At 63.5% G+C, this 22,785-nt stretch carries 21 protein-coding genes; 12 read left to right on the forward strand and 9 right to left on the reverse strand.

Annotated elements, in window-relative coordinates; translation table 11 throughout:
- Positions 1-147: 147 nt before the first annotated feature.
- From AC56LG_RS13310 to AC56LG_RS13325, 4 genes are all read right to left on the reverse strand, one after another.
- Positions 148-852, reverse strand: coding sequence for a transposase (locus AC56LG_RS13310; RefSeq protein WP_497166558.1), 705 nt, complete (start codon positions 850-852; stop codon positions 148-150).
- 234 nt (positions 853-1,086) lie between these two features.
- The gene (locus AC56LG_RS13315) at positions 1,087-1,767 is read right to left on the reverse strand and encodes a response regulator transcription factor (RefSeq protein WP_497166559.1); all 681 of its coding nucleotides are present in this window, start codon (positions 1,765-1,767) and stop codon (positions 1,087-1,089) included.
- 18 nt (positions 1,768-1,785) lie between these two features.
- Positions 1,786-2,988, reverse strand: coding sequence for a PAS domain-containing sensor histidine kinase (locus tag AC56LG_RS13320; protein WP_497166560.1), 1,203 nt, complete (start codon positions 2,986-2,988; stop codon positions 1,786-1,788).
- 256 nt (positions 2,989-3,244) lie between these two features.
- Positions 3,245-6,361, reverse strand: a complete 3,117-nt coding sequence (locus AC56LG_RS13325) for a DEAD/DEAH box helicase (protein WP_497166561.1) — start codon at positions 6,359-6,361, stop codon at positions 3,245-3,247.
- Positions 6,362-6,575: 214 nt separating this feature from the next.
- Between AC56LG_RS13325 and AC56LG_RS13330 the strand changes: the two genes are divergently transcribed.
- On the forward strand, positions 6,576-8,930 hold the full coding sequence (locus AC56LG_RS13330; RefSeq protein ID WP_497166562.1) for a Tex family protein: 2,355 nt from the start codon (positions 6,576-6,578) through the stop codon (positions 8,928-8,930).
- 2 nt (positions 8,931-8,932) lie between these two features.
- Positions 8,933-9,379 carry a GNAT family N-acetyltransferase gene (locus AC56LG_RS13335; RefSeq protein ID WP_497166563.1) on the forward strand — a complete coding sequence of 149 codons (447 nt, stop codon included), beginning with the start codon at positions 8,933-8,935 and terminating at the stop codon, positions 9,377-9,379.
- Positions 9,380-9,569: 190 nt separating this feature from the next.
- Here the strand turns inward: AC56LG_RS13335 and AC56LG_RS13340 are convergent, their stop codons facing one another.
- Entirely contained in the window at positions 9,570-9,878 is a 309-nt protein-coding gene (locus AC56LG_RS13340) for a hypothetical protein (protein ID WP_497166564.1), read from the reverse strand.
- A 122-nt stretch (positions 9,879-10,000) separates the two neighbouring features.
- Here AC56LG_RS13340 and grxD point away from each other — a divergent pair, with 122 nt between their 5' ends.
- Complete coding sequence (gene grxD / locus AC56LG_RS13345) at positions 10,001-10,318, forward strand: Grx4 family monothiol glutaredoxin (protein WP_497166565.1); 318 nt, start codon at positions 10,001-10,003, stop codon at positions 10,316-10,318.
- On the forward strand, positions 10,311-10,916 hold the full coding sequence (locus tag AC56LG_RS13350) for a UbiX family flavin prenyltransferase (RefSeq protein ID WP_497166566.1): 606 nt from the start codon (positions 10,311-10,313) through the stop codon (positions 10,914-10,916). The genes grxD and AC56LG_RS13350 overlap by 8 nt, the downstream gene beginning before the upstream one ends.
- Before the next feature lie 18 nt (positions 10,917-10,934).
- Here AC56LG_RS13350 and AC56LG_RS13355 read toward each other — a convergent pair whose 3' ends face one another.
- The 3 genes from AC56LG_RS13355 to AC56LG_RS13365 form a co-directional block, all read right to left on the reverse strand.
- Positions 10,935-11,105, reverse strand: coding sequence for a hypothetical protein (locus AC56LG_RS13355; protein ID WP_192055648.1), 171 nt, complete (start codon positions 11,103-11,105; stop codon positions 10,935-10,937).
- Between the two features lie 115 nt (positions 11,106-11,220).
- On the reverse strand, positions 11,221-11,634 hold the full coding sequence (locus AC56LG_RS13360) for a hypothetical protein (protein ID WP_497166567.1): 414 nt from the start codon (positions 11,632-11,634) through the stop codon (positions 11,221-11,223).
- Positions 11,635-11,919: 285 nt separating this feature from the next.
- A complete protein-coding gene (locus tag AC56LG_RS13365; RefSeq protein ID WP_497166568.1) occupies positions 11,920-12,972 on the reverse strand; it encodes an MBL fold metallo-hydrolase in 1,053 nt (350 codons plus the stop codon).
- Between the two features lie 136 nt (positions 12,973-13,108).
- Here AC56LG_RS13365 and AC56LG_RS13370 point away from each other — a divergent pair, with 136 nt between their 5' ends.
- The 8 genes from AC56LG_RS13370 (at position 13,109) to AC56LG_RS13405 (ending at position 21,691) form a co-directional block, all read left to right on the forward strand.
- Entirely contained in the window at positions 13,109-13,522 is a 414-nt protein-coding gene (locus tag AC56LG_RS13370) for a MerR family transcriptional regulator (protein ID WP_192055642.1), read from the forward strand.
- Positions 13,523-13,636: 114 nt separating this feature from the next.
- A complete protein-coding gene (locus AC56LG_RS13375) occupies positions 13,637-14,821 on the forward strand; it encodes an isovaleryl-CoA dehydrogenase (RefSeq protein WP_497166569.1) in 1,185 nt (394 codons plus the stop codon).
- 151 nt (positions 14,822-14,972) lie between these two features.
- Entirely contained in the window at positions 14,973-16,790 is a 1,818-nt protein-coding gene (gene aceK, locus AC56LG_RS13380; RefSeq protein ID WP_497166570.1) for a bifunctional isocitrate dehydrogenase kinase/phosphatase, read from the forward strand.
- Positions 16,787-17,986, forward strand: a complete 1,200-nt coding sequence (locus AC56LG_RS13385; protein WP_497166571.1) for an acetyl-CoA C-acyltransferase — start codon at positions 16,787-16,789, stop codon at positions 17,984-17,986. Before aceK ends, AC56LG_RS13385 begins: the two co-directional genes overlap by 4 nt.
- A gap of 173 nt (positions 17,987-18,159) precedes the next feature.
- Positions 18,160-18,828 (forward strand): SDR family oxidoreductase, encoded by a 669-nt coding sequence (locus AC56LG_RS13390; RefSeq protein ID WP_497166572.1) that lies wholly within the window; start codon positions 18,160-18,162, stop codon positions 18,826-18,828.
- A gap of 29 nt (positions 18,829-18,857) precedes the next feature.
- Positions 18,858-19,985: an acyl-CoA dehydrogenase family protein gene (locus AC56LG_RS13395; protein WP_497166573.1), complete on the forward strand. Its 1,128-nt coding sequence runs from the start codon at positions 18,858-18,860 to the stop codon at positions 19,983-19,985.
- Entirely contained in the window at positions 19,985-20,545 is a 561-nt protein-coding gene (locus AC56LG_RS13400; RefSeq protein ID WP_497166574.1) for a GNAT family N-acetyltransferase, read from the forward strand. The genes AC56LG_RS13395 and AC56LG_RS13400 overlap by 1 nt, the downstream gene beginning before the upstream one ends.
- An 84-nt stretch (positions 20,546-20,629) precedes the next feature.
- Entirely contained in the window at positions 20,630-21,691 is a 1,062-nt protein-coding gene (locus AC56LG_RS13405) for an MORN repeat-containing protein (RefSeq protein ID WP_497166575.1), read from the forward strand.
- An 11-nt stretch (positions 21,692-21,702) separates the two neighbouring features.
- On the opposite strand, the gene AC56LG_RS13410 is transcribed toward AC56LG_RS13405, so the two are convergent.
- Positions 21,703-22,776 (reverse strand): S66 peptidase family protein, encoded by a 1,074-nt coding sequence (locus AC56LG_RS13410; protein ID WP_497166576.1) that lies wholly within the window; start codon positions 22,774-22,776, stop codon positions 21,703-21,705.
- Between the last annotated feature and the right edge of the window lie 9 nt (positions 22,777-22,785).

The raw sequence follows: 22,785 nt of genomic DNA on the forward strand, positions 1-22,785 counted from the left end.
TCGGAGTCGAATTAAATCAGTGATCCATTACCTGATGCTTAAATGGGGACAGGTCTAATCGGCGGGACAACTGGTTTTATTGCGTTGTGAAAATTCGATTTGAGGCGACCTCGGCAGCAGAAAATTGCTGCCGTTGACTTTGTGTAGTTAGGTAGCGTCGGCGGGCGGCGTCTTGAACGGACGCCCACGCTTGGCCGGCAGGATGCGGCGCTGGGTCTGGCGTTCGAGGGCAACTTTAAAAGCTTGCGTGCCGAGCGGCTGGCCTTTCTGGACGGCGCCGGCGATCTGCGCCAGTTCGTCCGGACCGATGCCCTGCCCGACCAAGTCGATGTAGGCCGCCTCGCGCTGGAACGGGGTATTGCCCAGCTCCCAGAAGCGGGCGTGGTCGGTGATCACGGGATCGGCATGCATGCCGGCATGGTGGCGGTAGCTCGACCAGGCATACGCGCCCGGCTCGCCCGTTTCTCCTTCGCGCAGCGGCGCCAGTTCGATGAAGCGGCAGCACATCAGGAAGTGGGCATCGGTCGCGACGACGGCGGTGCGGAAGCGCCCCTCGAACAGGCCGCCGGCGCGGCCATATTTGCCGTTGTACCAGGGCACGTAGAAACGGCCGAGCTTTTGCATCATTGCCGCCAGGCCTTCTTCCGTCTCGGGCGTGGCCAGCAGGTGCAAATGGGTCGGTAATAAAGCGTAGGCGTGGATGGCGACGCGATAGAAACGGGCCGCTTCGGCCAGCCAGCCAAGGAAGCGTTCGTAGTCTGCCGGTTCACGGAAGATCAGTTGGCGGTCGTTGCCGCGCTGGAGGATGTGGTGCGGTTGCTTGGGAAGGATGAGGCGGGGTTGGCGGGCCATGATGGGGGGGTAATTAAGCGCTGAGCGGCCATTCTAGCGCGGCGACAGCACCATGTCCCCGATTTATTTCAGGAGGTACGTTCTCAGCAGTTACCCTGTCCCGCATTGTAGGGTGGGCACTTGTGCCCACGCGGTGCAACGCGTGCGAATCGAAAACGCGTTTCGACCATCACCCGTGGTACCGCGTGGGCGAAGCCCACCCTACGGACACGATCGATCCCACGGTAACGCGCATTATGCGAGCGTGAACCCGGCGGAGAGACTATATCCTTCGCCGTATGCACTACGCAGCGGCAACTCCTGGCCCAGCACCGTCCGCGTCTTCTTGCGCAGGCGATACACCAGCATGTCGACGCGGCGGCTGGCATCCGGATCGTCGCCGCCCATGCCGGCCACGATCGTCGCGCGCGGTACCGGGCGGGTGTTGATCGTCAGCAGGTGCAGGAAATTAAATTCCTTTTCGGTCAGATCGATCACCTTGCCCATCAGTTCGAGCTGGCGTGCGCTGACGCGTAGCGTCCATTTCACCGGCGCCGGCGCCGGTTCGCTCGGGCGCACGCGCCGGCCCAGCGCCTCGATGTGCGCCGCCAGTTCCGGAAACTTGATCGGTTTCGTCAGGTAATGGTCGGCGCCCAGCTGCAGGCCGAGGATGCGGTTGTCGAAGGCGACGCGTCCGGTCAGCACCAGCAGACCAATCTCGGGGTAGAGCTGGCGCATGCGCGGGATCACCGTAAAACCGTCTTCGTCGGGCAAGCCGAGGTCGAGCACCACGACGGCGGCCGGGGTGCGCGTCAGCGCCGCCCACATTTCTCCGGCGGAGGTGGCGATGGTGACGTCATGCTCGAGTTCGCGCAGGAAATCGGCCATGTCGCCGGCGTAATCGCCGTTGTCTTCCACAATCAGTATCTGCGTCATGGTGTGCGATCTTGTTGATTAGATGTTGCCAGATGGTGGCAGGGCCATTGCCGTCGCCGTTGTACTGGCAGTTGTATCGACAGGCGCCGGATTATCGGGGCTGGCTGCCTGGCGCGCAAGCTGCCTGGCGCCGGCAACCGGCAGCCAGATGCGAAATTCGGCGCCGCCGCCTTGCGGGGTGACCAGGCTCAGCACGCCGCCATGCACTTCGACGATCGAACGCGCCATGTACAGCCCCAGGCCGCTGCCCGGCATGCCGGCGGCGTTGGCGCCGCGATAAAACTTGTCGAACACTTGTCCCTGCTCGTCCTGGGCCACGCCGGGACCATGGTCGCGCACGGTCAGCTCGAGGCCGCTGGCCGCCAGGCGCCCGCCCAGCTCGACCGGTGAAGTCGGCGGCGAATAGGCGATGGCATTGTCGATCAGGACCTTCAACGCCAACCGTAATCCTTCCGGCTCGCAGCGCAGGGTCGGCGGCAGCTCGCGCGTCTTGATGCTGGCCACCCGTCCGGCGGCGCGCAATTGCTCCAGGCCCTCTTCCAGCAAGGCGCGCGGCGCCAGCGAAGTCGGCTGCCGGGTGCTGCCGATGCCGGCCATGCGCTCGGGCGACAGGTAGTCGTCGAGCATGGCGATCAGGCGGTCGGTGGCGACGGCGATCTTGCGGTAGCGCGCACGGGTCGCCTCATCGGCGTGGGCGCAGGTTGCTTCCAGGCGCTGGATGGCGCCGTCGATGGTCGACAGCGGGGTGCGGAATTCGTGGTTCAGCATGCTGGCGAAGCGTTTTTGTTCGGCTTCGCGCAGTCGCCGCGGCGACAGGTCGCGTACCAGGCCGACCAGCGCCTGCGGCCGGCCGGCGCCGTCGCACAGCACCGACGAGATGATCTCGACCGGTACCGGATAGCCGTGCGCGCCCTGGAATTCGGCTTCGCGCACCAGGCGCAGGCGGCTGCGGTCGCCTGCACCCAGGCGGCGCATGCGTTCCGGCAAACCGGCGCACAAGGCTGCCAGCGGGCCGTCTTCTCCGGGCCGCAAACCGGCCGCGACTTCGTCGGGAGTGTAGCCCACCAGTTGTTCGATGGCGGGGCTGACATAGCGCAGCTGGCCGCTGGCGCAATCGATGCTGAAGGCGATGTCGCCGCCGATTTCGGCGATGACACGGAATTGCTCGGCCAACGCCACAGCGGCGCTGCTGGAACCGTCGTTGCTGGCGCTGGCGTTCATCGAGCACACCTTCCAAATATAGAAAAAATCAATGGGCCGGAATGCAAGCCGCAAAGGAGTATATCGCCGTGCCACCCCTTCTGTATAGATAAGCGTTGCAGCACTGGCAATTGATTAAAACTGCCGCAATTACAATGATGTTAAATATTTTTTAATATATGGCGATGTTGGCCGAATTCTATTCACGCGGCATACACCCGGCCGGTGAACGAAAAAAAGGCCCGCACGCGGCGGGCCTGGTGGCGGTCCAAACAACTTACTGTTCGTCGAGCGGTGCGAAGATTGCCTGCAGATCTTCCTGGGTGAGCGCCATTTTCTGCGATTCGCCCTCGGCCAGGATTGAATTGGCCAGTTCCGATTTCTTTTGCTGCAGCAGCTGGATCTTTTCTTCCAGCGTGCCTTTTGCAATCAGTTTATAGACGAACACCGGCTTGTCCTGGCCGATGCGCCAGGCGCGGTCGGTGGCCTGGTTTTCCGCCGCCGGATTCCACCACGGGTCGTAGTGGATGACGGTATCGGCCGCGGTCAGGTTCAAGCCGACGCCGCCAGCCTTGAGACTGATCAGGAAGATCGGCACCGCGCCCTGCTGGAAGGCAGCCACTTGCGCCGAGCGGTCGCGCGTTTCTCCGGTGAGGATCGCGTAGCGGATGCCGCGCGCCGCCAGTTCTTCTTCGATCAGCGCCAGCATGCTGGTGAATTGCGAGAACACCAGGATTTTGCGGCCCTCTTCCAGTAAATCGTCGACCATCTGCATCAGGTCGGTCAATTTGGCGGAAATCGCGGCCGTGTTCTTTTTCGACGGCATCGCTTTGACGAGACGCGGATCGCAGCAGACCTGGCGCAATTTCAACAAGGCTTCCAGGATCACGATCTGGCTGCGCGCCACGCCCTTGCGATCGATTTCCTCGCGCACCTTCTTGTCCATTGCCAGGCGCACGGTTTCGTACAGGTCGCGCTGGGGGCCGGTCAATTCGACGCGGCGTACCATTTCCGTTTTCTGCGGCAATTCTTTCGCGACGTTGTCTTTCGTGCGGCGCAGCAGGAAGGGACGGATGCGGCGATTCAGCAAGGCGCGCCGTACCGGATCGTCCTGGCGTTCGATCGGGTGGCGGAATTGCGTATTAAAGCCCTTTTCTTCGCCCAGCAGGCCCGGCAGCAGGAAGTGGAATTGCGACCACAACTCTCCCAGGTGGTTTTCCAGCGGGGTGCCGGTCAGGCACAGGCGGTGTTTTGCATCGAGCGAGCCGGCCGTCTGCGCCGCTTTCGAGCGGGTGTTCTTGATGTAGTGCGATTCATCCAGGATCACCAGGTGGTAATGGTGCTCGCGCAGCTTTTCTTCGTCGCGCGGCAGCAAGGCGTAGGTGGTCAGCACGATGTCGGCTTGCTCGATCTGATCGAACATGTCCACGCGCTCCTTGCCCTGCAGCAGCAGCACTTTCAGGCTCGGGGCGAAGCGCGCAGCTTCTTCCTGCCAGTTCGTCATCAGGCTCGTTGGCGCGATCACCAGGGCCGGGCTGGTCAGGCGGCCGGCTTCCTTTTCGGTCAAAATGTGCGCCAGCGTCTGCACAGTTTTACCGAGACCCATGTCGTCGGCCAATATGCCGGCCAAATCATACTCGCGCAGGAACTGCATCCACGACAGGCCGTCGAGCTGGTAGTCGCGCAGCGTTGCCTGCAGGCCGGCCGGCGCCGCCACCTTTTTGACGGAACCGAACTGGCTCAGTTTGCGGCCGGTTTCGCGCAGCTGCTCGCCGCCGAACCAGCGCATCTCGACGCCGCGCGCCAGCTCTTCCAGCCGGCTCGCATCCAGCGTCGACAGGCGTACGCGGCTCTTGATCTTGTCGTTGAAATACAGCTCGCCCAGCGTCGCCAGGATCGGTTTTACACGCGCCCATGGCAGGGCGACGCGCAAGCCTTCGGGCAGGGTCGCCAGCATCTGGTCGGTTTCGCCATGGGCGGCCAATACGGCCGGATCGAAGTCGGTCGGCGCGTTGCGGATCAGCTGCACCAGCACCGGCAGCAACGGCACGCGCTTGCGGTTGACGACGATGCCCAGTTCCAGTTCGAACCAGGCTTTGCCGGCTTCTTCCGGCTCGTCGATCTCGGCATACCAGTCTTCGACCGGCACCACGTCGTAGCGGTATTTGTTCGATTTTTGCAGGTGCCAGTCGGCATCGAGCAGGGTATCGAGGTCGTTTTCGGCAAAGCGCAGCCAGTGCGCCTGGCTGTCCAGCTGCACCGCGCCGGCCACCGCCGACAAGGGCGTGGTCGCCGGCTTGCGGAAACCGAGTTCGGTCAGGGTGTCGAGTGCCGCGGCTTCTGCCGCCACATCGCGCTCGATGATTTCGGTGACGTCGCCGATTTGGCGCACCACGCGCTGCGACGGATCGAAGGAAACGCGCTGGCCGTCGTAATCGAACGACAGCACGGCGAAATCGTGCCAGCGCTGGGTACCGGTGTCGGCCAGCGCCACCGAATCGAGCAGCAGGAAGGGTTGCGGTTTGACGTCGGTGCGCAAGCGCTGGGTCAGCGGCTGCGGCAGCGGCATCAATTCCTGCAAGCCGTGGGCCAGCAGCAGTTGCGAGACGCGCTTTTTATCGTTGCCCATCAGGACCGGGGCTTGCGCCACCAGCGCCTGCAGTTCGGCCAGCGAAATGTCGACGCCGCCCCGGTTCAGGTTCAGGGGGCCGCAGGACAGGTTGTCGATATACCACGGCGGATCGGTCGGCAGCATGTAGTCGATCAGGTCCGCTCCGGGGTGGGTGGCGCCGTTGGCCGGTTCCACCGACCAGCCGAGCTTGGCGGCGCGGCCTTCGTCGCGCCAGGCGAGGTTCGCTTGCCGGGTCGGGCCGCCCTGCAGCGGATAGACCAGGCCATTCGCCATGTCCGCCCACGAGTTTGCCCACAGCAGTTTACCCTGGCGCAGCAGCAGGTCGAGCAGGATGGCGCCCACTTTACCCTTCGGTTCGGTGGCGCTGGTGCTTTGCGAGGAACCGCTGCGCATCGCGATAAAGAACCGCACCAGGTCTTCGTCCTCGCCTTCAAGGTAGGCGGGCGGCGCGGACAACAGCGAAAAGACTTCGTTCACGGGACTGGCGGCGGCCACTTCGCCGTTCGGGCGCAGGCGCGCCTTGCACAGGCAGATGGCGACGTGACGCCCGCCGCTGGTAGGCGCCATGACGTAGACGAACTTGTACTGGACGGCCTTGGGATCGGCCACTTCGGCGGTCAGCTTCGGCTGCGGATGCGCCGCCGCCTCTACCCGTTGCAACCAGGTCGCCACCGGTGCGGGCAATGCGGGCGCGCGTGCCGGCGTCGCGCGCGGTGCCGGGGCATCGTTCGCGTGTTCGCGTGGGAAATCAACTGTGTGCATTGGGTCCTTGAACCTGTATGAAAAAAAACAACAAACGCCATTATCTCTCATACGGGCACTTCAGTTTTGTTCGGAATCGCACCTTGCCGAGAAATCTTTACAAAACGAAACCCGTAGAAGCTCAAGGTTTCGCACGTTCGGCGGGCACTGTCAAGACTGGCGCTTCGCGCGCGTTTGCGTAACACTGCCCGCCTGACCCACAGATTGTTTGCCCATGCTGCCTTCCATCGAACAACGCCTCGCCATCGAACTGGCCGCCAAGCCGGCGCAGGTTGCCGCCGCCATCGCCCTGCTCGACGAGGGCGCCACCGTCCCCTTCATCGCCCGCTACCGCAAGGAAGCGACTGGCGGCCTCGACGACATTCAATTGCGCCTGCTGGAAGAGCGCCTGCGCTACCTGCGCGAACTGGAAGACCGCAGGAGCGCCATCATCGCGTCGATCACCGAGCAGAACAAGATGACGCCGGAACTGCTGCAGTCGATCGCGCTGGCCGAAGACAAAACCCGGCTCGAGGACCTGTACCTGCCGTATAAACAGAAGCGCCGCACCAAGGCGCAGATCGCGGTCGAAGCCGGCTTGTCGCCGCTGGCCGACGATTTACTGGCCGACCCTTCCCGCAATCCGGAAGAAGAAGCCGCACGGTATGTGCGCGAAGCATTCACGAATGCCGATGGCGTGAGCAATCCGGGCGTGCCGGACACGAAAGCGGCGCTCGACGGCGCGCGCCAGATCCTGATGGAACGCTTCGCCGAAGACGCGACGCTGCTGCAGTCCTTGCGCGAATACGTGCAGGAACACGGCGTGGTCGAATCGAAGGTCGTCGCCGGCAAGCAGGAAGAGGGAGAAAAATTCGCCGATTACTTCGATTATTCGGAACCCCTGGCAACCGTCCCCTCGCACCGCGCGCTGGCGCTGATGCGCGGACGCCGCGAAGGCATCCTCGACGTCGTGCTGCGCCTCGACACCGAGGCGGAAAAGCCGAAATGGGATGCGCCGCACAACCCGTGCGAAAGCCGCATCGCCGCCCGCTTCGGCATCAAGGCTGCCGGCCGTCCGGCCGACAAATGGCTGCTCGACACCGCGCGCTGGACCTGGCGCGTAAAAAGCTTCATGTACATCGAGACCGAACTGATGGGCGCGCTGCGCGACAAGGCGGAACTCGATGCGATCAACGTCTTCGCGCGCAACCTGAAGTCCTTGTTGCTGGCTGCCCCGGCCGGCCAGCGCGCCACCATGGGCCTCGATCCAGGCTTGCGCACGGGAGTAAAAGTGGCGGTGGTCGACGCCACCGGCAAAGTCGTCGACACGGCGACGATCTACCCGCACCAGCCGAGAAATGACTGGGACGGTGCGCTGCACGTGCTGGGCCAGCTGGCTGCAAAGCACAATGTGTCGCTGATCTCGATCGGCAACGGTACCGCTTCGCGCGAGACCGATAAACTGGCGCAGGATCTGATTAAAGCCCGGCCGGAATTGAAACTCACGAAAATCGTCGTCTCGGAAGCGGGCGCCTCGGTGTATTCGGCTTCCGAATTCGCGTCGCGCGAATTGCCGGACCTGGACGTGTCGATCCGCGGCGCGGTGTCGATCGCGCGGCGCCTGCAAGACCCATTGGCCGAACTGGTGAAAATCGATCCGAAGTCGATCGGCGTTGGCCAGTACCAGCACGACGTGTCGCAGACCCAGCTGGCGCGCTCGCTCGACGCCGTGGTCGAGGATTGCGTGAACGCGGTCGGGGTGGATGTGAACACGGCGTCGGCGCCGCTGCTGGCGCGCGTGTCGGGCCTGTCGTCGAGCGTGGCCCAGAGCATCGTCAGCTACCGCGACATGAAGGGCGCGTTCCCTTCGCGTGCGGCATTGAAAGCGGTGCCGCGCCTGGGCGATAAAACCTTCGAACAGGCAGCCGGCTTCTTGCGCGTGATGGGCGGCGAAAATCCGCTCGACGCTTCGGCGGTGCACCCGGAATCGTATCCGGTGGTGCAAAAGATCCTGGCGGACGTCAAACGCGACATGCGCGCCGTGGTCGGCGACAGTGGCCTCATCAAAAGCCTGAATCCGGCCAAGTACGCGGACGACAAATTCGGCGTGCCGACCGTGACCGACATTTTAAAAGAGCTGGAAAAGCCGGGCCGTGACCCGCGCCCCGAATTCACCACCGCGACGTTCAAGGAAGGCGTGGAAGAGATCAGCGACCTGCGTCCGGACATGATCCTCGAAGGCGTGGTCACCAACGTGGCCGCGTTCGGCGCCTTCGTCGACATCGGTGTGCACCAGGATGGCCTGGTGCATATCTCGGCGCTGTCGAATACGTTTGTCAAAGATCCGCATACGGTGGTGAAAGCGGGCCAGGTGGTGAAAGTCAAGGTGCTGGAAGTCGATCCGAAACGCAAGCGCATCGCGCTGACGATGCGCCTGACGGATGCGGCGCCGCAGCCGGGAGCGCAGCCGCAGCAGCGTGCCGACCGCGAAGACCGCAAGCGCGTGGCCCAGCATGGGCGCCAGGAACGCCCGGCCGACAAGGATGCGGGCGGCGCGATGGCGGCGGCGTTTGCCAAGCTCCGTAAATAAGCATGACCTGCCTCCCCGCCGACCCCGACAGCGCGGAGGCGCAGGTCTTGCTCGGTGAACTCGACGCCGCGCTGGCCGCCCTCTGCGGCGACAGCGGCGCGGCGTCGTTCGCTGGCGCCGACGTGCGCGGGCCGGGCGCCGTCTTCCTGGTGGCGCGCGATGCCGCCGGCGTGGCGCTCGGGTGCGGCGCCCTGCGCCCGCTGGCGCCAGGCGTGGCGGAACTCAAGCGCATGTATGCGCGTCCGGGCAGCGGCGCCGGACCGGGTTTACTAGCCGCGCTCGAAGTGCAGGCACTGGCTTTCGGTTATCGCGCGCTGTGGCTGTCGACGCGACGGGTCAATTCAAAAGCGCTGGCATTTTATGGCCGCCATGGCTATCTGCCGATCGACCCGTATGGCAAGTACGTGGGCCGCGCCGAATCGGCTTGCCTCGGCAAGCGCCTGAGCTAAGCGCAAGCCGATGGCGTACCGTAGGGTGGGCACTTGTGCCCACGCAGTCGTGCCGATGCATACCGTAACGCTTCCGCGCAGCCCCACACACGGACGTCCCGGTGAGGCCGTTATCGTTCAAGCAGTGACCGCGTGGGCACAAGTGCCCACCCTACGAGGTTGTTTCAGGCGGCGAATGCATTCACAACAATCACCCAAAAAACTGCGCCATCTCCGGCACGCGTTTCACCAGGATGCCGAACACGTACAACGCCAGGCAGGCCAGTCCGATCTTGTTCATGCGCGCGCGGCTCATCCCCGGCTGGCCGGTCTTCTTGATGTACAGGGCGTCGCGCAGCAGCACGGCGGCGTAGATCGTCAGCGCCAAACCGGTGATGATGACGCCAGTACCATCGCCGCGCAGGCCGCTGACGATGTCGTAGATGCCGACAAAGCCGAGCACGACAGTCAGTACGAGGTTGAATGCGGCGGACGGCGCAGCCTTGGGAGCTTGTTGCATGGGATTCCTGGATTGTTGGTACAAGTGAAACCAGCCGATCATACCGCAGGCGGCGATGCACCGTCGCGGTCGATTTCTTATAGAATGACGCCATCTCCCCATTTCTCACCGAAGGCAAGCACATGAGCGACGTTCAAACCTGGATCAAAGACACCGTGACCAATACCCCGGTCGTGCTGTTCATGAAGGGCACCGCACAATTCCCGCAATGCGGCTTTTCCGGCCGCGCCATCCAGATCCTGAAAGCCTGCGGCGTCGATAACATCGCCACCGTCAACGTGCTGGAAGATCCGGAAGTGCGCCAGGGCATCAAGGACTATTCGAACTGGCCAACCGTTCCACAGCTGTACGTCAACGGCGAATTCATCGGCGGCACCGACATCATGAACGAGATGTACGCGTCGGGCGAACTGCAGGCACTGTTCCCGAAAAATGCCTGATCAACGGCCGCGCCGGATCGTCGTCGGCATCACCGGCGCGACCGGCGCGGTGTATGGCGTGCGCCTGCTCGCACGCCTGCGCGCAGTACCCGGTGTCGAAACCCATCTGGTGGTGTCCGATGCCGCCTCCCTGACCCTGCACCAGGAAGTCGGCATGCAGCGGCGCGACGTCGAGGCCTTGGCCGACGTCGTCCATAAAAACCGCGAAATTGGTGCTTCGATTGCCAGCGGGTCGTTCCAGACCGACGGCATGGTGATTGCGCCCTGCTCGATGAAAACCCTGGCGGCGGTGGCCTACGGCCTGGCCGACAACTTGGTGGCACGCGCGGCCGATGTCATCCTCAAGGAACGGCGCCGTCTGGTATTGATGGTGCGCGAAACGCCGCTGAACCTGGCGCACTTGCGCAACATGACGGCGGTGACGGAGATGGGCGGAATTGTCTTCCCGCCACTGCCGAGCTTTTATCATCGCCCGGCCAGCATCGACGAGATGGTCGACCATACGCTCGACCGGGTGCTTGATTTAATGGGCGTCGAGAATGCCGCTGCGCCGCGCTGGTCCGGCATGCGGGGCACGCCGGAGTCGCCGTCGACCTAGGCAGGCGCCAGGCGCTCGTTAGCGCTTGTAATGGTCGCTGTCGCCGGCCTTCTTCAACTCCCTTGCCTCTTCCAGCATCCGACGCTGGGCGATGCGCTTGCGCATCACCTCGGCATGGCGCGCGGCCGTCATCGGCGGCGCGGTCATGAGTTCTTTCAGCTGGGCAGTGTTCATGTAATTGCTTTTCATTGGCGCACGATCCTCGGCTGTGGGAAGTCGATTATGCGCCAACGCCGGCAATTTGTACTGCACGACTCGGAAGAAAATTTGTAAGAGGAAACGCAGTCGTAACGAAGGCGCGGGCTTACTTTTGCGGGGCCGGGTGGTTCAGGCGCACCAGCATACGGATGAACTCGCGCGCCAGCTGGCGATGGTGTTCGTCGAGGCGCTGCAGGTCGGCGATCAGCTTGACGTCGGCCGATTCGAAACGGGCGCTGGCGCCGCCCTCGGCTTGCGCACCAGGGGCCTCGGCGCCGCCAAAGCGCAGCCAGTCGGCGGGCACGCCCAGCCATTGCGCAATCATGCGCAGCTTTTCCTGGGTCGGGATGGCTTCGCCGACCAGCCATTTACGGGCTGCATGGACCGTAATCGGACGGCCTTCGAAGCGAATGTTAAATTCGCGGGCCAGTCGGGTCGGACTATCCGGGGAATAATGTGCGTTTTTCAGCGCTTGCTGGAGACGCTCACTAAAGCTCTCCCGTTCGTTCGTGGAATTCATGATGGCACTATTTCATGCTCGACCACAAATGTCAGTCAATGGCATGTCAATACCATGTGTAACATTTATCGGGGCGAAGACTTAACAAAGAAGTGGAAATTGAAGAGCAATATCGCGCAAAGGCGCATCATGCCATAAAATTTCCGAGCTGCATGAATGTATCTTATTTGTATCCGTAAGGAAACAATAGTTGTGTCGTGTGCGCGACACGCGTTTTCGGCTGCAGGGCCGTTGCACAGGATCAGGTAGGGCAGAATGCCTCAGGCGGATCCGGCGAAGAACCGTTCAGGTGAGGTGGAACCGGAGCACGCCATCGGTGCCGGTTACACGCTTTAACATACCATCATTCCAAAGTTTGTGCAGGTGCGCGAGTGCTTCGCCCAGGGCAAAGCTGAGCTGGTGGGCGTCGAGCGCGCGGCGGAACATGATCGGCACGATGTCCATGGCGCTGACCGGCGCGCGGCAGGCTTCCTGCACTTCGGCCAAGCGCGCCACATGGTGTGCGCGCAGTTGCTCGATGCGGGTATGCAGGCCCTGGAAAGGTTTGCCGTGCGAGGGCAGCACCAGCACGTCCGCCGGCAAACCGGCGAACTTGTCGAGGGAATCGAGGTATTGCTGCAGCGGGTTGCCTTCCGGTTCGACCGCGAACACGGACACGTTGGTCGAAATGCGCGGCAACACCATGTCGCCTGAGATCAGGATATTCAATTCTTCCGAATACAGCGAAGTGTGTTCCGGCGAGTGCCCAAAACCGGTAATCACGCGCCAACGCACGTTGCCGATGGCGACAGTTTGCCCATCCTGCAAGCGTGTATACGCGTCGGGCACGCTCGGCACCAGCGACGGATAGTAATTGCGGCGGCTGCGCATCTGCTCGAGCATGGCGGGGTCGCGCAAGCCGTGGCGCTCGAAGTGGGGAATCGCCGAAGGGCCATCGACGCCCGGCAAGGCGGCCGCCATCATGCGTGCGAAGCCGAATTCGCCGGCCGTCAGCCAGAACGGCGCCGCAAACCGTGCGCATAGCCAGCCGGACAGGCCGACGTGATCCGGATGGCAATGGGTTGCCAGCACGCGCAGCACGGGCGCGTCCGCCATCGGACCAGCGAAAAGCTGTTCCCAGTTGGCGCGGGTGACGTCATTCGCCACGCCGCAATCGATGACGGTGTAGCCGCGCTGCCCGTCTCGCTCGTCGTCCAACAGCCACAGGTTGATGTGGTCGAGCGCGAACGGCAGCCCCATGCGCAGCCAGCCGAGCCCGGTCGCCACCGCGCGCACGCTGCCCGGGGCAGGCAATTCATCGCCAAACGGATAATGCAACTGGGCTTCGAGCGGATTCATGGTCGACAATCTTTCGTGGTTATGCAATGCGGGCGCGCTACAATGTGTTGACGTTGACGTAAACGGAAACACCGGACAGGAATTTTAAGCGATTCCACGTTTTGCCACTTTCAGCCGCACGAAGTACTCTACGGAAATGCCTACGACCTACACCATCGCCGAACTGGCGCGCGAATTCGACATCACTGCGCGCGCGATCCGCTTCTACGAAGACCAGGGCCTGTTAAGCCCCAGCCGCGAGGGCGTAGGCGGACGCAACCGCGTCTATACGCCGCGCGACCGCACCCGTCTAAAACTGACGCTGCGCGGCAAGCGCCTCGGCCTGACACTGTCGGAAATCAAGAGCATCGTCGACATGTACGAGTCGCCGAAGGATACCGTCGCCCAGATCGACCGCTTCCTCGGCATCCTGGCGCACCAGCGCGAAACGCTCGAGCAGCAACGCGCCGACATCGAAATGGCACTGGAAGAAATTTCCGCGCATGAAGAAGAATGCCGGCGCCTGCTGGCCGACAGCGCCACGCCGACCGGCGCCAGCGAAGCCGCCTGATTTTACGGCCAGCTAGGCGGCTCGCTTTACCCTCTACTTGACGTTTACGTTAACGTCACACGCGAGTATCATGCGAACTGCCATTTACCATTCCCCGCTCACCGAGAGGACGACATGCTGCATCTTCCAGGCTTGACCTTTGACCATGGCGAAGACATCGCCGCGCTGCGCGAAGCTGTCCAACAGTTCGCAGCGAGCGAAATCGCCCCACGTGCGGCCGAGATCGACCGCACCGACCAGTTCCCGATGGATTTGTGGAAGAAGATGGGCGAACTGGGCCTGCTCGGCATCACCGTCAGCGAGGAATACGGCGGCGCCAACATGGGCTACCTGGCGCACATCGTCGCCATGGAAGAAATCTCGCGCGCTTCGGCCTCGGTCGGCCTGTCGTACGGCGCCCATTCGAACCTGTGCGTGAACCAGATCAAACGCAATGGCACCGAAGAACAAAAACAGAAATACCTGCCGAAACTGATCTCGGGCGAACACATCGGCGCATTGGCCATGTCCGAGCCGAACGCCGGTTCCGACGTGGTCAGCATGAAGCTGAAAGCCGAATTGCGCGGCGACCGTTATGTATTGAACGGCACCAAGATGTGGATCACCAACGGTCCCGACGCCGATACCCTGGTCGTGTATGCGAAGACCGACCTGGAAGCGGGCCCGCGCGGCATGACCGCCTTCCTGATCGAAAAAGGTTATAAGGGTTTTTCGATCGCGCAGAAACTGGACAAGTTGGGCATGCGCGGCTCGCACACCGGCGAACTGGTCTTCCAGGATTGCGAAGTGCCGGTCGAGAACGTGCTCGGCGGCGTCGGCAAGGGTGTGAACGTGCTGATGTCGGGCCTCGATTTCGAGCGCACCGTGCTGTCCGGCGGCCCGCTCGGCATCATGGCGGCGTGCATGGATTCGGTCGTGCCCTATATTCACGAGCGCAAGCAGTTCGGCCAGGCGATCGGCGAATTCCAGCTCATGCAGGGCAAGGTAGCGGACATGTATTCGACCATGATGGCATGCCGCGCCTACGTATATGCGGTGGGCCAGGCCTGCGACCGCGCGACCTCGCCCGAACAGGTGCGCGCCCTGCGCAAGGACGCCGCCGGCGCCATTTTGTACAGCGCCGAAAAGGCAACCTGGATGGCCGGCGAGGCGATCCAGACCCTGGGCGGCAACGGTTATATCAACGAGTATCCGGTCGGTCGTCTCTGGCGCGATGCGAAGCTCTACGAAATCGGCGCTGGCACCAGCGAAATCCGCCGCATGCTGATCGGGCGTGAATTGTTTAACGAGACGATGTAATCGATAACGGGCAAGCATCGTAGGGTGGGCGCCCTGTGCCCACGCGGACCGTCGCGCCGTGTTGGCCACATTGAAGGCCGCATGGTATTCCGGCATTCGCGTGGGCACGGGGCGCCCACCCTACACACCAGACCCTGGCGCGAGACGAACGATGACCCAAGCGTTCCCCAAACTGCTGTCTTCCCGGATCGCATTCGACATCGCGCGCAGTATCCTCGACGGGTTCGACAAACATTATCGCCTGTTCCGCAGCGCCAGCCAGGCCGCGAAACGCCATTTCGAAATGGCCCACTGGGAAGTCGCCCAGCGCGCCGCGCGCGAGCGCATCGATTACTATGACCAGCGCGTGCAGGAAGCCGTGCGCGCCCTGGAAGATGCATACGCGCCCGAGGACCTGGCCGACCACGTCTGGCGCGAAATCAAGCTGCACTATATTGGCCTGCTGTCCGGCCACAAGCAGCCGGAACTGGCCGAAACGTTTTTCAATTCGGTCAGCTGCCACATCCTGCACCGCACCTATTACCACAACGATTTCCTGTTCGTGCGCCCGGTGATTTCGACCGAATACATCGAGACCGACGAACTGCTGCCGACCTACCGCGTGTATTACCCGGCCGCCGACGGCTTGCGCTTTGCATTACAGCGCATCGTCACCAATTTTCAATTGGCCTGCCCCTTTGCCGCGCTCGAGCGCGACGTCGCCCTGGTCGAAGCGCGCATGCGCGAAGCTTTTGGATTGCACGAGGCCGAGCCGAACCAGCAATTCCAGGTCTTGTCCAATCTGTTCTTCCGGAACAAAGGCGCGTATATCGTCGGCCGTGCGGTCAATGGCGCGCGCGAGTATCCGTTCGTGATTCCGGTCCTGCACGACGGGCGCGGCGCGCTTGTGCTCGACACGGTGCTGACCGATCCGGAACAGATTGCGATCCTGTTCTCGTTTACGCGCGCCTATTTTTTGGTCGACATGGAAGTGCCGTCGGCCTATGTGCAATTCCTGCGCGCGCTGCTGCCGCGCAAACCGAAAAGCGAGATCTATACGCTGCTCGGCCTGCAAAAACAGGGCAAGACCCTGTTTTATCGCGATTACCTGCAGCATTTAAAACATAGCTCGGACCGTTTTCAGAGCGCACCCGGCATTCGCGGCCTGGTGATGCTGGTCTTCGAACTGCCCTCCTTCCCGTATGTCTTCAAGGTGATCAAGGATTTCTATCCGCCGCCGAAGGAGACGACGCGCGCCCAGGTGAAGGAAAAATACCTGTTAGTAAAACACCACGACCGGGTCGGACGCATGGCCGATACGCTCGAATATTCGAACGTCGCCTTTCCGCTGGCGCGCTTCAGTGAAGAATTGCTGGCCGAATTGCAGCGGCACGCGCCTTCGCTGGTCGAGATCGAAGGCGAGCGCATCATCGTCAAGCACCTGTATATCGAGCGCCGCATGGTGCCGCTGAACATGTACCTGGCCGCGGCCGAACAGGCCGGCGACGTGGAGCGTCTCGAACACGGCGTGCGCGAATACGGGAATGCGATCCGCGACCTGGTCGCCGCGAATATTTTTCCCGGCGATATGCTGTATAAAAATTTCGGCGTGACGCGCCAGGGCCGCGTCGTGTTCTACGATTACGACGAGATCGACTATCTTACCGATTGCGTGTTCCGCGATATTCCGGCGGCGCGCAACGAGGAAGAGGAAATGGCGGCCGAACCCTGGTACCCGATCGGCAAACACGACGTCTTTCCCGAACAATTCGGCCGTTTCCTCCTTGGAAATGCCAAGATCCGCCACCATTTTCTGCACTACCACGCCGACCTGTTGACGCGCACCTGGTGGCAGGCGCACAAGGACCGCATCCTGGCGGGCGAGCTGGTCGACATTTATCCTTATCCGCAGCAGATCCGTTTTCACCACCCGATCACCACCCCCGGCGCCATCGAACAGGCGCCATCCCTTTTGGAGAACCAACAATGAATGATCCAGTCGTTATCGTCGGCGCCGCCCGTACCCCGATGGGCGCCTTCCAGGGCGATTTTTCCTCGAAAACGGCGAGCGACCTCGGTGCGGTGGCAATCCAGGCCGCGGTCGAGCGCGCCGGCGTCGATCCACAAACCGTGGAGCACGTCTATTTCGGTAACTGCCTGATGGCGGGACAAGGCCAGGCGCCGGCACGCCAGGCGCTCATCAAAGCCGGCTTGCCGCTGTCGACCGGCGCCGTCACCCTGTCGAAAATGTGCGGCTCGGCCATGCAGGCCGCCATCTTCGCCCACGACCAGCTCGTCGCCGGCAGCGCCGACATCGTCGTCGCCGGCGGCATGGAATCGATGACCAACGCGCCCTACCTGATCCCGAAGGCACGCGGCGGCTACCGCATCGGCCACGCGCCGATGTTCGACCACATGATGTATGACGGTTTAGAGGACGCCTACTCGCGCAACGAAAAAACCGGAGAGGGCCGCTCGATGGGCACCTTTGCCGAAGAGTGCGTCGCCACGTACCAGTTCTCGCGCGAAGACCAGGACAATTTCGCGATCACTTCCGTGAAACGCGCGCAGGCCGCCAACAACGACGGCTCCTTCGACTGGGAAATCGCCCCGGTATCGGTCGCTACCCGTACCGGCGAACTGCTGGTCGAAAAGGATGAGGGCCCGCTGAAGGCGAAGATCGACAAGATCCCGTCGCTGAAACCCGCATTCAAGAAGGAAGGCACCGTCACCGCCGCCTCGTCGTCGTCGATCAACGACGGCGCCGCGGCCCTGGTCATGATGCGCGAATCGAAGGCGAAGGAACTCGGCCTCACCCCGATCGCCCGCGTGATCGGCCACGCCACCCACGCGCAGGAACCGAACCTGTTCACCACCGCCCCGATCGGCGCGATGCACAAGCTCTTTAAAAAGACCGGCTGGATGGCGAACGACGTCGACCTGTTCGAGATCAACGAAGCCTTTGCCGCCGTGCCGATGGCCGCCATGCGCGACCTCGAGATCCCGCACGACAAGGTCAACATCCACGGCGGCGCCTGCGCCTTGGGCCACCCGATCGGCGCCTCGGGCGCGCGCATCATCGTCACCCTGCTGGGCGCCCTGAAAAAGACCGGCGGCAAGCGCGGCGTGGCATCGCTGTGCATTGGCGGCGGCGAAGCGACCGCGATGGCGATCGAGATGGTATAAGTTACAAGGTCTCCGGAGCGTTTCGACCCGGAGATTTTGTAACGCGGGCATGCCCGCCCTACGGTGCACCACCGCCGCATGAATAAATCGGAACGGTGGCATAACGTAGGGCGGGCATGCCCGCGTTTCGTGCCCCAAACAACCGCAACATCATTCCTGCCGGAGCTGACACCATGCCTACCGCTTTAATCCTCGGCGCCTCGCGCGGCATCGGCCACGAACTGGTGCGTCAATACCGTCTTGATGGCTGGCGCGTGATCGCCACCGCGCGCAAGAAGCAAGACCTCGACGAACTCGCCCGACTGGGCGCCGAGCCGCACGAACTCGACGTCACGGATGCCGACGCCATCGCCGGCCTTGGCTGGAAACTCGACGACGAAAAGATCGACACCGCCTGGCTGGTGGCCGGCCTGTATGGCCCGCGCCACGACGGCTTTCCGACCCAGGACGATTTCGACGCCGTGATGCACACCAACGTGCTGGCGGCGATGCGCCTGCTGCCGATCGTCGCGCCGCTGGTCGCGTCCACCCGCGGCAAGCTCGGCGTGCTGTCCTCGCGCATGGGCTCCATCGGCAGCCGCACCGGCACCGGCGGTTCGCTCTACCGCGCCAGCAAGGCGGCGCTGAACTCGGTGCTGCGCGACACCGCCCTCACCTTCGGCCCGCAAGGCGCCACCTGCGTCGCTTTTCATCCTGGCTGGGTCCAGACCGACATGGGCGGAGAAAACGCGGCGATCAGCGTCGAACACAGCGTGCGCGACCTGCGCGCCACCCTGGCCGGGGCCACGGCGCAGGCCAACGGCACTTTCCTGAACCACGACGGCGATCCGATTCCCTGGTAAGCCGCTCCCACGACCACAAACGAGACACCATGATCCTGACCGAAGAACACCAGATGATCCGCGACGCCCTGCGCAGCTTTGCCCAGGAACGCCTGGCGCCGCAAGCGGCGCGCTGGGACAAGGAACACTATTTTCCGAAAGCCGAACTGAAGGAACTGGCGCAGCTGGGCGCCTTTGGCGTGGCCGTGCCCGAAGCGTACGGCGGCGCCGGCCTCGACTACGTGTCGCTGGCGCTGGTGCTGGAAGAGATCGCGGCCGGCGACGGCGGCATCTCGACCATCATCTCGGTCAACAACTGCCCGGTCTGCAGCATCGCCATGATGTATGCGAACGACGAACAAAAAGAACGCTTCCTGCGCCCGCTGGCGCAAGGAGCCATGCTGGGCGCCTTTGCGCTGACCGAGCCGCACACCGGCAGCGACGCCGCCGCGCTGCGCACCACGGCGGTCCGTGACGGCGACGACTACGTCATCAATGGCACCAAACAATTCATCACCAGCGGCAAGTACGGCGACGTCGCCATCGTCATGGCGGTCACCGACAAGGCGGCCGGTAAAAAAGGCATCAGCGCGTTCTGGGTGCCGGTCGACACCCCCGGCTACATCGTCGCCGGTCTCGAACAGAAGATGGGCCAGCATTCCTCGGACACGGCGCAGATCGTGTTCGAGAATTGCCGCGTGCCGGCGCGTAACCTGATCGGCGAAGAGGGGATGGGCTACAAGATTGCCCTGTCCGGCCTGGAAGGCGGCCGCATCGGCATCGCTTCGCAATCGGTCGGCATGGCACGCGCCGCCTTCGAGGCGGCCCTCAGCTATGCCAAGGAACGCGAGAGCTTCGGCAAGGCCATCTTCGAACATCAGTCGGTGCAGTTCCGCCTGTCGGAAATGGCGATGCAGATCGAAGCGGCGCGCCAGCTGATCCTGCATGCGGCATCCATGAAAGATGCCGGGTTGCCCTGCCTGAAAGAAGCGGCGATGGCGAAGCTGTTCGCTTCCGAGATGGCCGAGCGCGTCGTCTCGAACGCGATGCAGGTATTCGGCGGCTATGGCTACGTGGCCGACTTCCCGATCGAACGCATCTACCGCGACGTGCGCGTCTGCCAGATCTACGAGGGCACCAGCGACATCCAGAAGCTGTTGATCGCGCGGGCGCTGTAATGGACGAGCGGCGCACGGAGACGGCGGCGGGCATCCACCCGGTGCAACGCGCCGACCTCCCTGCCCTGTTCGTCTACCTCGACGACCACCTGCGCGATAACGGCCGCGACGGCACGGCGCTGTTCCAGCCGATGACGCGCGCCGAGTCCGGCTTCCCGGTCGACAAGCGCGCCGGCTTCGTGACCGGCATGACCGCGCCGGTGGGCGAGCCGGGCTGGCGCCGCGCCTGGTTCGCGCTCGATGCGCAAGGCCTGATCTGCGGCCATGCCGACCTGCGCGCGCGGCCGGAACGGGCGGCGCGCCACCGCTGCCTGCTCGGCATGGGCGTGCACCGCGATCATCGCCGCCACGGCCTGGGCGCCCGGCTGCTGGCCACGGCGCTGGCCTGGGCGCGCGCGCAAGGGAATATCGATTGGGTCGACCTGGAGGTCATCGCCAGCAACCTGCCCGCGCGCCGCCTGTACCAGCGCAGCGGTTTCGTGGTGGCCGGCGAGCTGCCCGACCTGTTCCGCATTGATGGCGAGCAGATCGGCTACGTGTACATGACGCACAGGATCTGAGGCCGGTATTGCTTTACTTGCAACGCAGGACGGTAGCATAATGATGCATTCAAGCATTATTTTGCCTCCTTATCCGGTCTCGCCATGCACATCCACTCCCGTCTTTTCTGTGTCCTCCTCGCTGCAGCAGCAGCGCCTGCCCTGGCCGCCGAGCCGGCCTGGCTTGGCGCCGCCGATTGCCGCATCTTCCCGATCAAGCCGGCGCCTGCCGGTGAAGTGAGCTGGACCGGTGGCTGCGTTGACGGCTACGCCAGCGGTAAAGGGACACTCGCCTGGACCGTACCCAAGTTTGGCAAGTCGACGCTCGACGGGACGCTGGTGCGCGGCGAAGTCAGCGGTGAAGCGGTCCTCAAGTCTGGCGGCACTATCTATGAAGGCATGACCTGGTACGGAGCGCCGCACGGTCAGGGCTACCTCCAGGCCGAAGGCTGGGGCTGGTACGAAGGTGAATTCGCCGGCGGCGTGCCGCATGGCAAAGGGACCCACCTGGCGCTCGACCGCTCGCGCTACACGGGCGACTGGGTCGAAGGCAGGCGCCACGGCCGGGGAGAAGCGACGTTTGCCACCGGCGGCAGCTACAGCGGCGAGTGGAAGAATGACGTCTTCGACGGCCAGGGCGCCATCGTCTACGCCGGCGCCGGCCACAAGTACGAAGGGCTGTTCCACGAAGGCCGCGTCGCCGGCCTGCCCGCAGCGGAGGTCGAGAAAGGCATTTACCATACCACTGGCGGCGTGAGGTGGAGTCCTACTCGCAACGAAGGCACCACTTCGTCGCTGCCCCTGAACGCACGCTGGGATGCGCTGACGCCGGGCCAGCAAAACGTCGTCCGCGCGGGCTATGCGGCGCTCGAAGCCGGCGACGAGCCACCGTTTCCGGCCAAGGGCCAGGGTCCCCTGTTCGATACGGTGCAGCGCATGAACTATACCTTCGGCCTGGTCAAGGGCAAGCTGCTCGTATACGTGCTGGTCGGCAAGGATGGCAAGCCGCTCAGCGTGACGGCCTTCGGCGCGCCCACCGCCACCTTCGTACGTGCATTGACGACGCAGATGATGCTGGAGCAATTCAAGCCGGCGCTGTGCAGGGGCAAGCCCTGCGACATGGTGTACCCGCTCCTCCACAGTTTTTCAGTCAGCGACGACACCTGAAGGGCACGGCCTCAGCTGACCGCCGGCTCCAGCAGCGTCACCGTCTGCCGCTCGGTATCGAGCGTGGCGCGAATCCCCATCGGAATCGTGAACTGGTCGCGGATGTGCCCGATCGAATAGCCGCTCACGGCCGGCACCGACAGCGGCTGCAGGTGGATGTCCAGCGTCTGGTCGAGGGTCAGCGACATGTCTTCGTGCTCCGGTCCGCAGTCTTCGCAGATGCCGACCATCACCCCGGCTGCCTTGTTCAGCCCGGCCGCCAGATCGAGCTGGGTCAGCCAGCGGTCGATCCGGTACGGCGCCTCGTTGACTTCTTCCAGGAACAGGATGCTGTCCTTGACGTCTGCCGCATACGGCGTGCCGGCCAGCGCCGCGACCAGGCTCAGGTTGCCGCCCATGAGCGGTCCGGTCGCCACGCCGCCGTGCACGGTGCGCAGTGCGAAATGCGGCTTTTCCAGCGCACGCCGGCTGTTTTCCAGCGCCATCGGGATCGTGTAGCGCGGCTGCGGATCGGACAGGACCGCCATCATGTGCTCGACCGCATAATCGGTCATGGTCGACGAGGCGACCGGCCCGTGGAAGGTCACCAGGCCGGCGTGCCTGTGGATCGCCAGGTGCAGCGCGGTGATGTCCGAATAGCCCAATAAAATCTTCGGGTTGGCGCGGATCAGGTCGAAATCGAGGTGCGCGAGGAGTGAAATACAGCCGGAACCGCCGCGGATCGGCCAGATCATTTTGATGTCGGGATCGCCGAACATCGCGTGCAGGTCGGCCAATCTCTGCGGCACGCTGCCGCCGTAGTTGCCGTACACCGCGCGCAGCGAGGCGCCTTCGCGCACGCGCAGCCCGAGCGCCTCGATGTTGCGGCGCGCCTTGGCGATCGATTTTTCGGTGGCGTAGCCGCCCGGCGCGATCAGGGCGACGGTGTCGCCCGGCTGCAGGCGCGGCGGTTTGATCAGCTTGTGCATGGGAGGACGGGAAGAGCGGCGCGTGCGCGTTGCGCCCAGGGTGGCGCCCGGCAGCAGCGCGGCGCCGGCCAGCAGGGTACAAAAGGCGCGCCTGCCGGGATGCGGGCTAGGAGGCATGGTGAAATC

The organism is Telluria sp. ZB2R32 (assembly GCF_059685715.1).

Coding starts and splice junctions, on each gene's coding strand:
- AC56LG_RS13400 (WP_497166574.1), top strand. CDS start 19,985: ATGGACGAGCGGCGCACGGAGACGGCGGCGGGCATCCACCCGGTGCAA.
- AC56LG_RS13385 (WP_497166571.1), top strand. CDS start 16,787: ATGAATGATCCAGTCGTTATCGTCGGCGCCGCCCGTACCCCGATGGGC.
- AC56LG_RS13330 (WP_497166562.1), top strand. CDS start 6,576: ATGCTGCCTTCCATCGAACAACGCCTCGCCATCGAACTGGCCGCCAAG.
- AC56LG_RS13350 (WP_497166566.1), top strand. CDS start 10,311: ATGCCTGATCAACGGCCGCGCCGGATCGTCGTCGGCATCACCGGCGCG.
- AC56LG_RS13310 (WP_497166558.1), bottom strand. CDS start 852: ATGGCCCGCCAACCCCGCCTCATCCTTCCCAAGCAACCGCACCACATC.
- AC56LG_RS13370 (WP_192055642.1), top strand. CDS start 13,109: ATGCCTACGACCTACACCATCGCCGAACTGGCGCGCGAATTCGACATC.
- AC56LG_RS13335 (WP_497166563.1), top strand. CDS start 8,933: ATGACCTGCCTCCCCGCCGACCCCGACAGCGCGGAGGCGCAGGTCTTG.
- AC56LG_RS13315 (WP_497166559.1), bottom strand. CDS start 1,767: ATGACGCAGATACTGATTGTGGAAGACAACGGCGATTACGCCGGCGAC.
- AC56LG_RS13355 (WP_192055648.1), bottom strand. CDS start 11,105: ATGAAAAGCAATTACATGAACACTGCCCAGCTGAAAGAACTCATGACC.
- AC56LG_RS13405 (WP_497166575.1), top strand. CDS start 20,630: ATGCACATCCACTCCCGTCTTTTCTGTGTCCTCCTCGCTGCAGCAGCA.
- AC56LG_RS13390 (WP_497166572.1), top strand. CDS start 18,160: ATGCCTACCGCTTTAATCCTCGGCGCCTCGCGCGGCATCGGCCACGAA.
- aceK (WP_497166570.1), top strand. CDS start 14,973: ATGACCCAAGCGTTCCCCAAACTGCTGTCTTCCCGGATCGCATTCGAC.
- AC56LG_RS13340 (WP_497166564.1), bottom strand. CDS start 9,878: ATGCAACAAGCTCCCAAGGCTGCGCCGTCCGCCGCATTCAACCTCGTA.
- AC56LG_RS13320 (WP_497166560.1), bottom strand. CDS start 2,988: ATGAACGCCAGCGCCAGCAACGACGGTTCCAGCAGCGCCGCTGTGGCG.
- AC56LG_RS13395 (WP_497166573.1), top strand. CDS start 18,858: ATGATCCTGACCGAAGAACACCAGATGATCCGCGACGCCCTGCGCAGC.
- AC56LG_RS13410 (WP_497166576.1), bottom strand. CDS start 22,776: ATGCCTCCTAGCCCGCATCCCGGCAGGCGCGCCTTTTGTACCCTGCTG.
- AC56LG_RS13325 (WP_497166561.1), bottom strand. CDS start 6,361: ATGCACACAGTTGATTTCCCACGCGAACACGCGAACGATGCCCCGGCA.
- AC56LG_RS13365 (WP_497166568.1), bottom strand. CDS start 12,972: ATGAATCCGCTCGAAGCCCAGTTGCATTATCCGTTTGGCGATGAATTG.
- AC56LG_RS13360 (WP_497166567.1), bottom strand. CDS start 11,634: ATGAATTCCACGAACGAACGGGAGAGCTTTAGTGAGCGTCTCCAGCAA.
- AC56LG_RS13375 (WP_497166569.1), top strand. CDS start 13,637: ATGCTGCATCTTCCAGGCTTGACCTTTGACCATGGCGAAGACATCGCC.
- grxD (WP_497166565.1), top strand. CDS start 10,001: ATGAGCGACGTTCAAACCTGGATCAAAGACACCGTGACCAATACCCCG.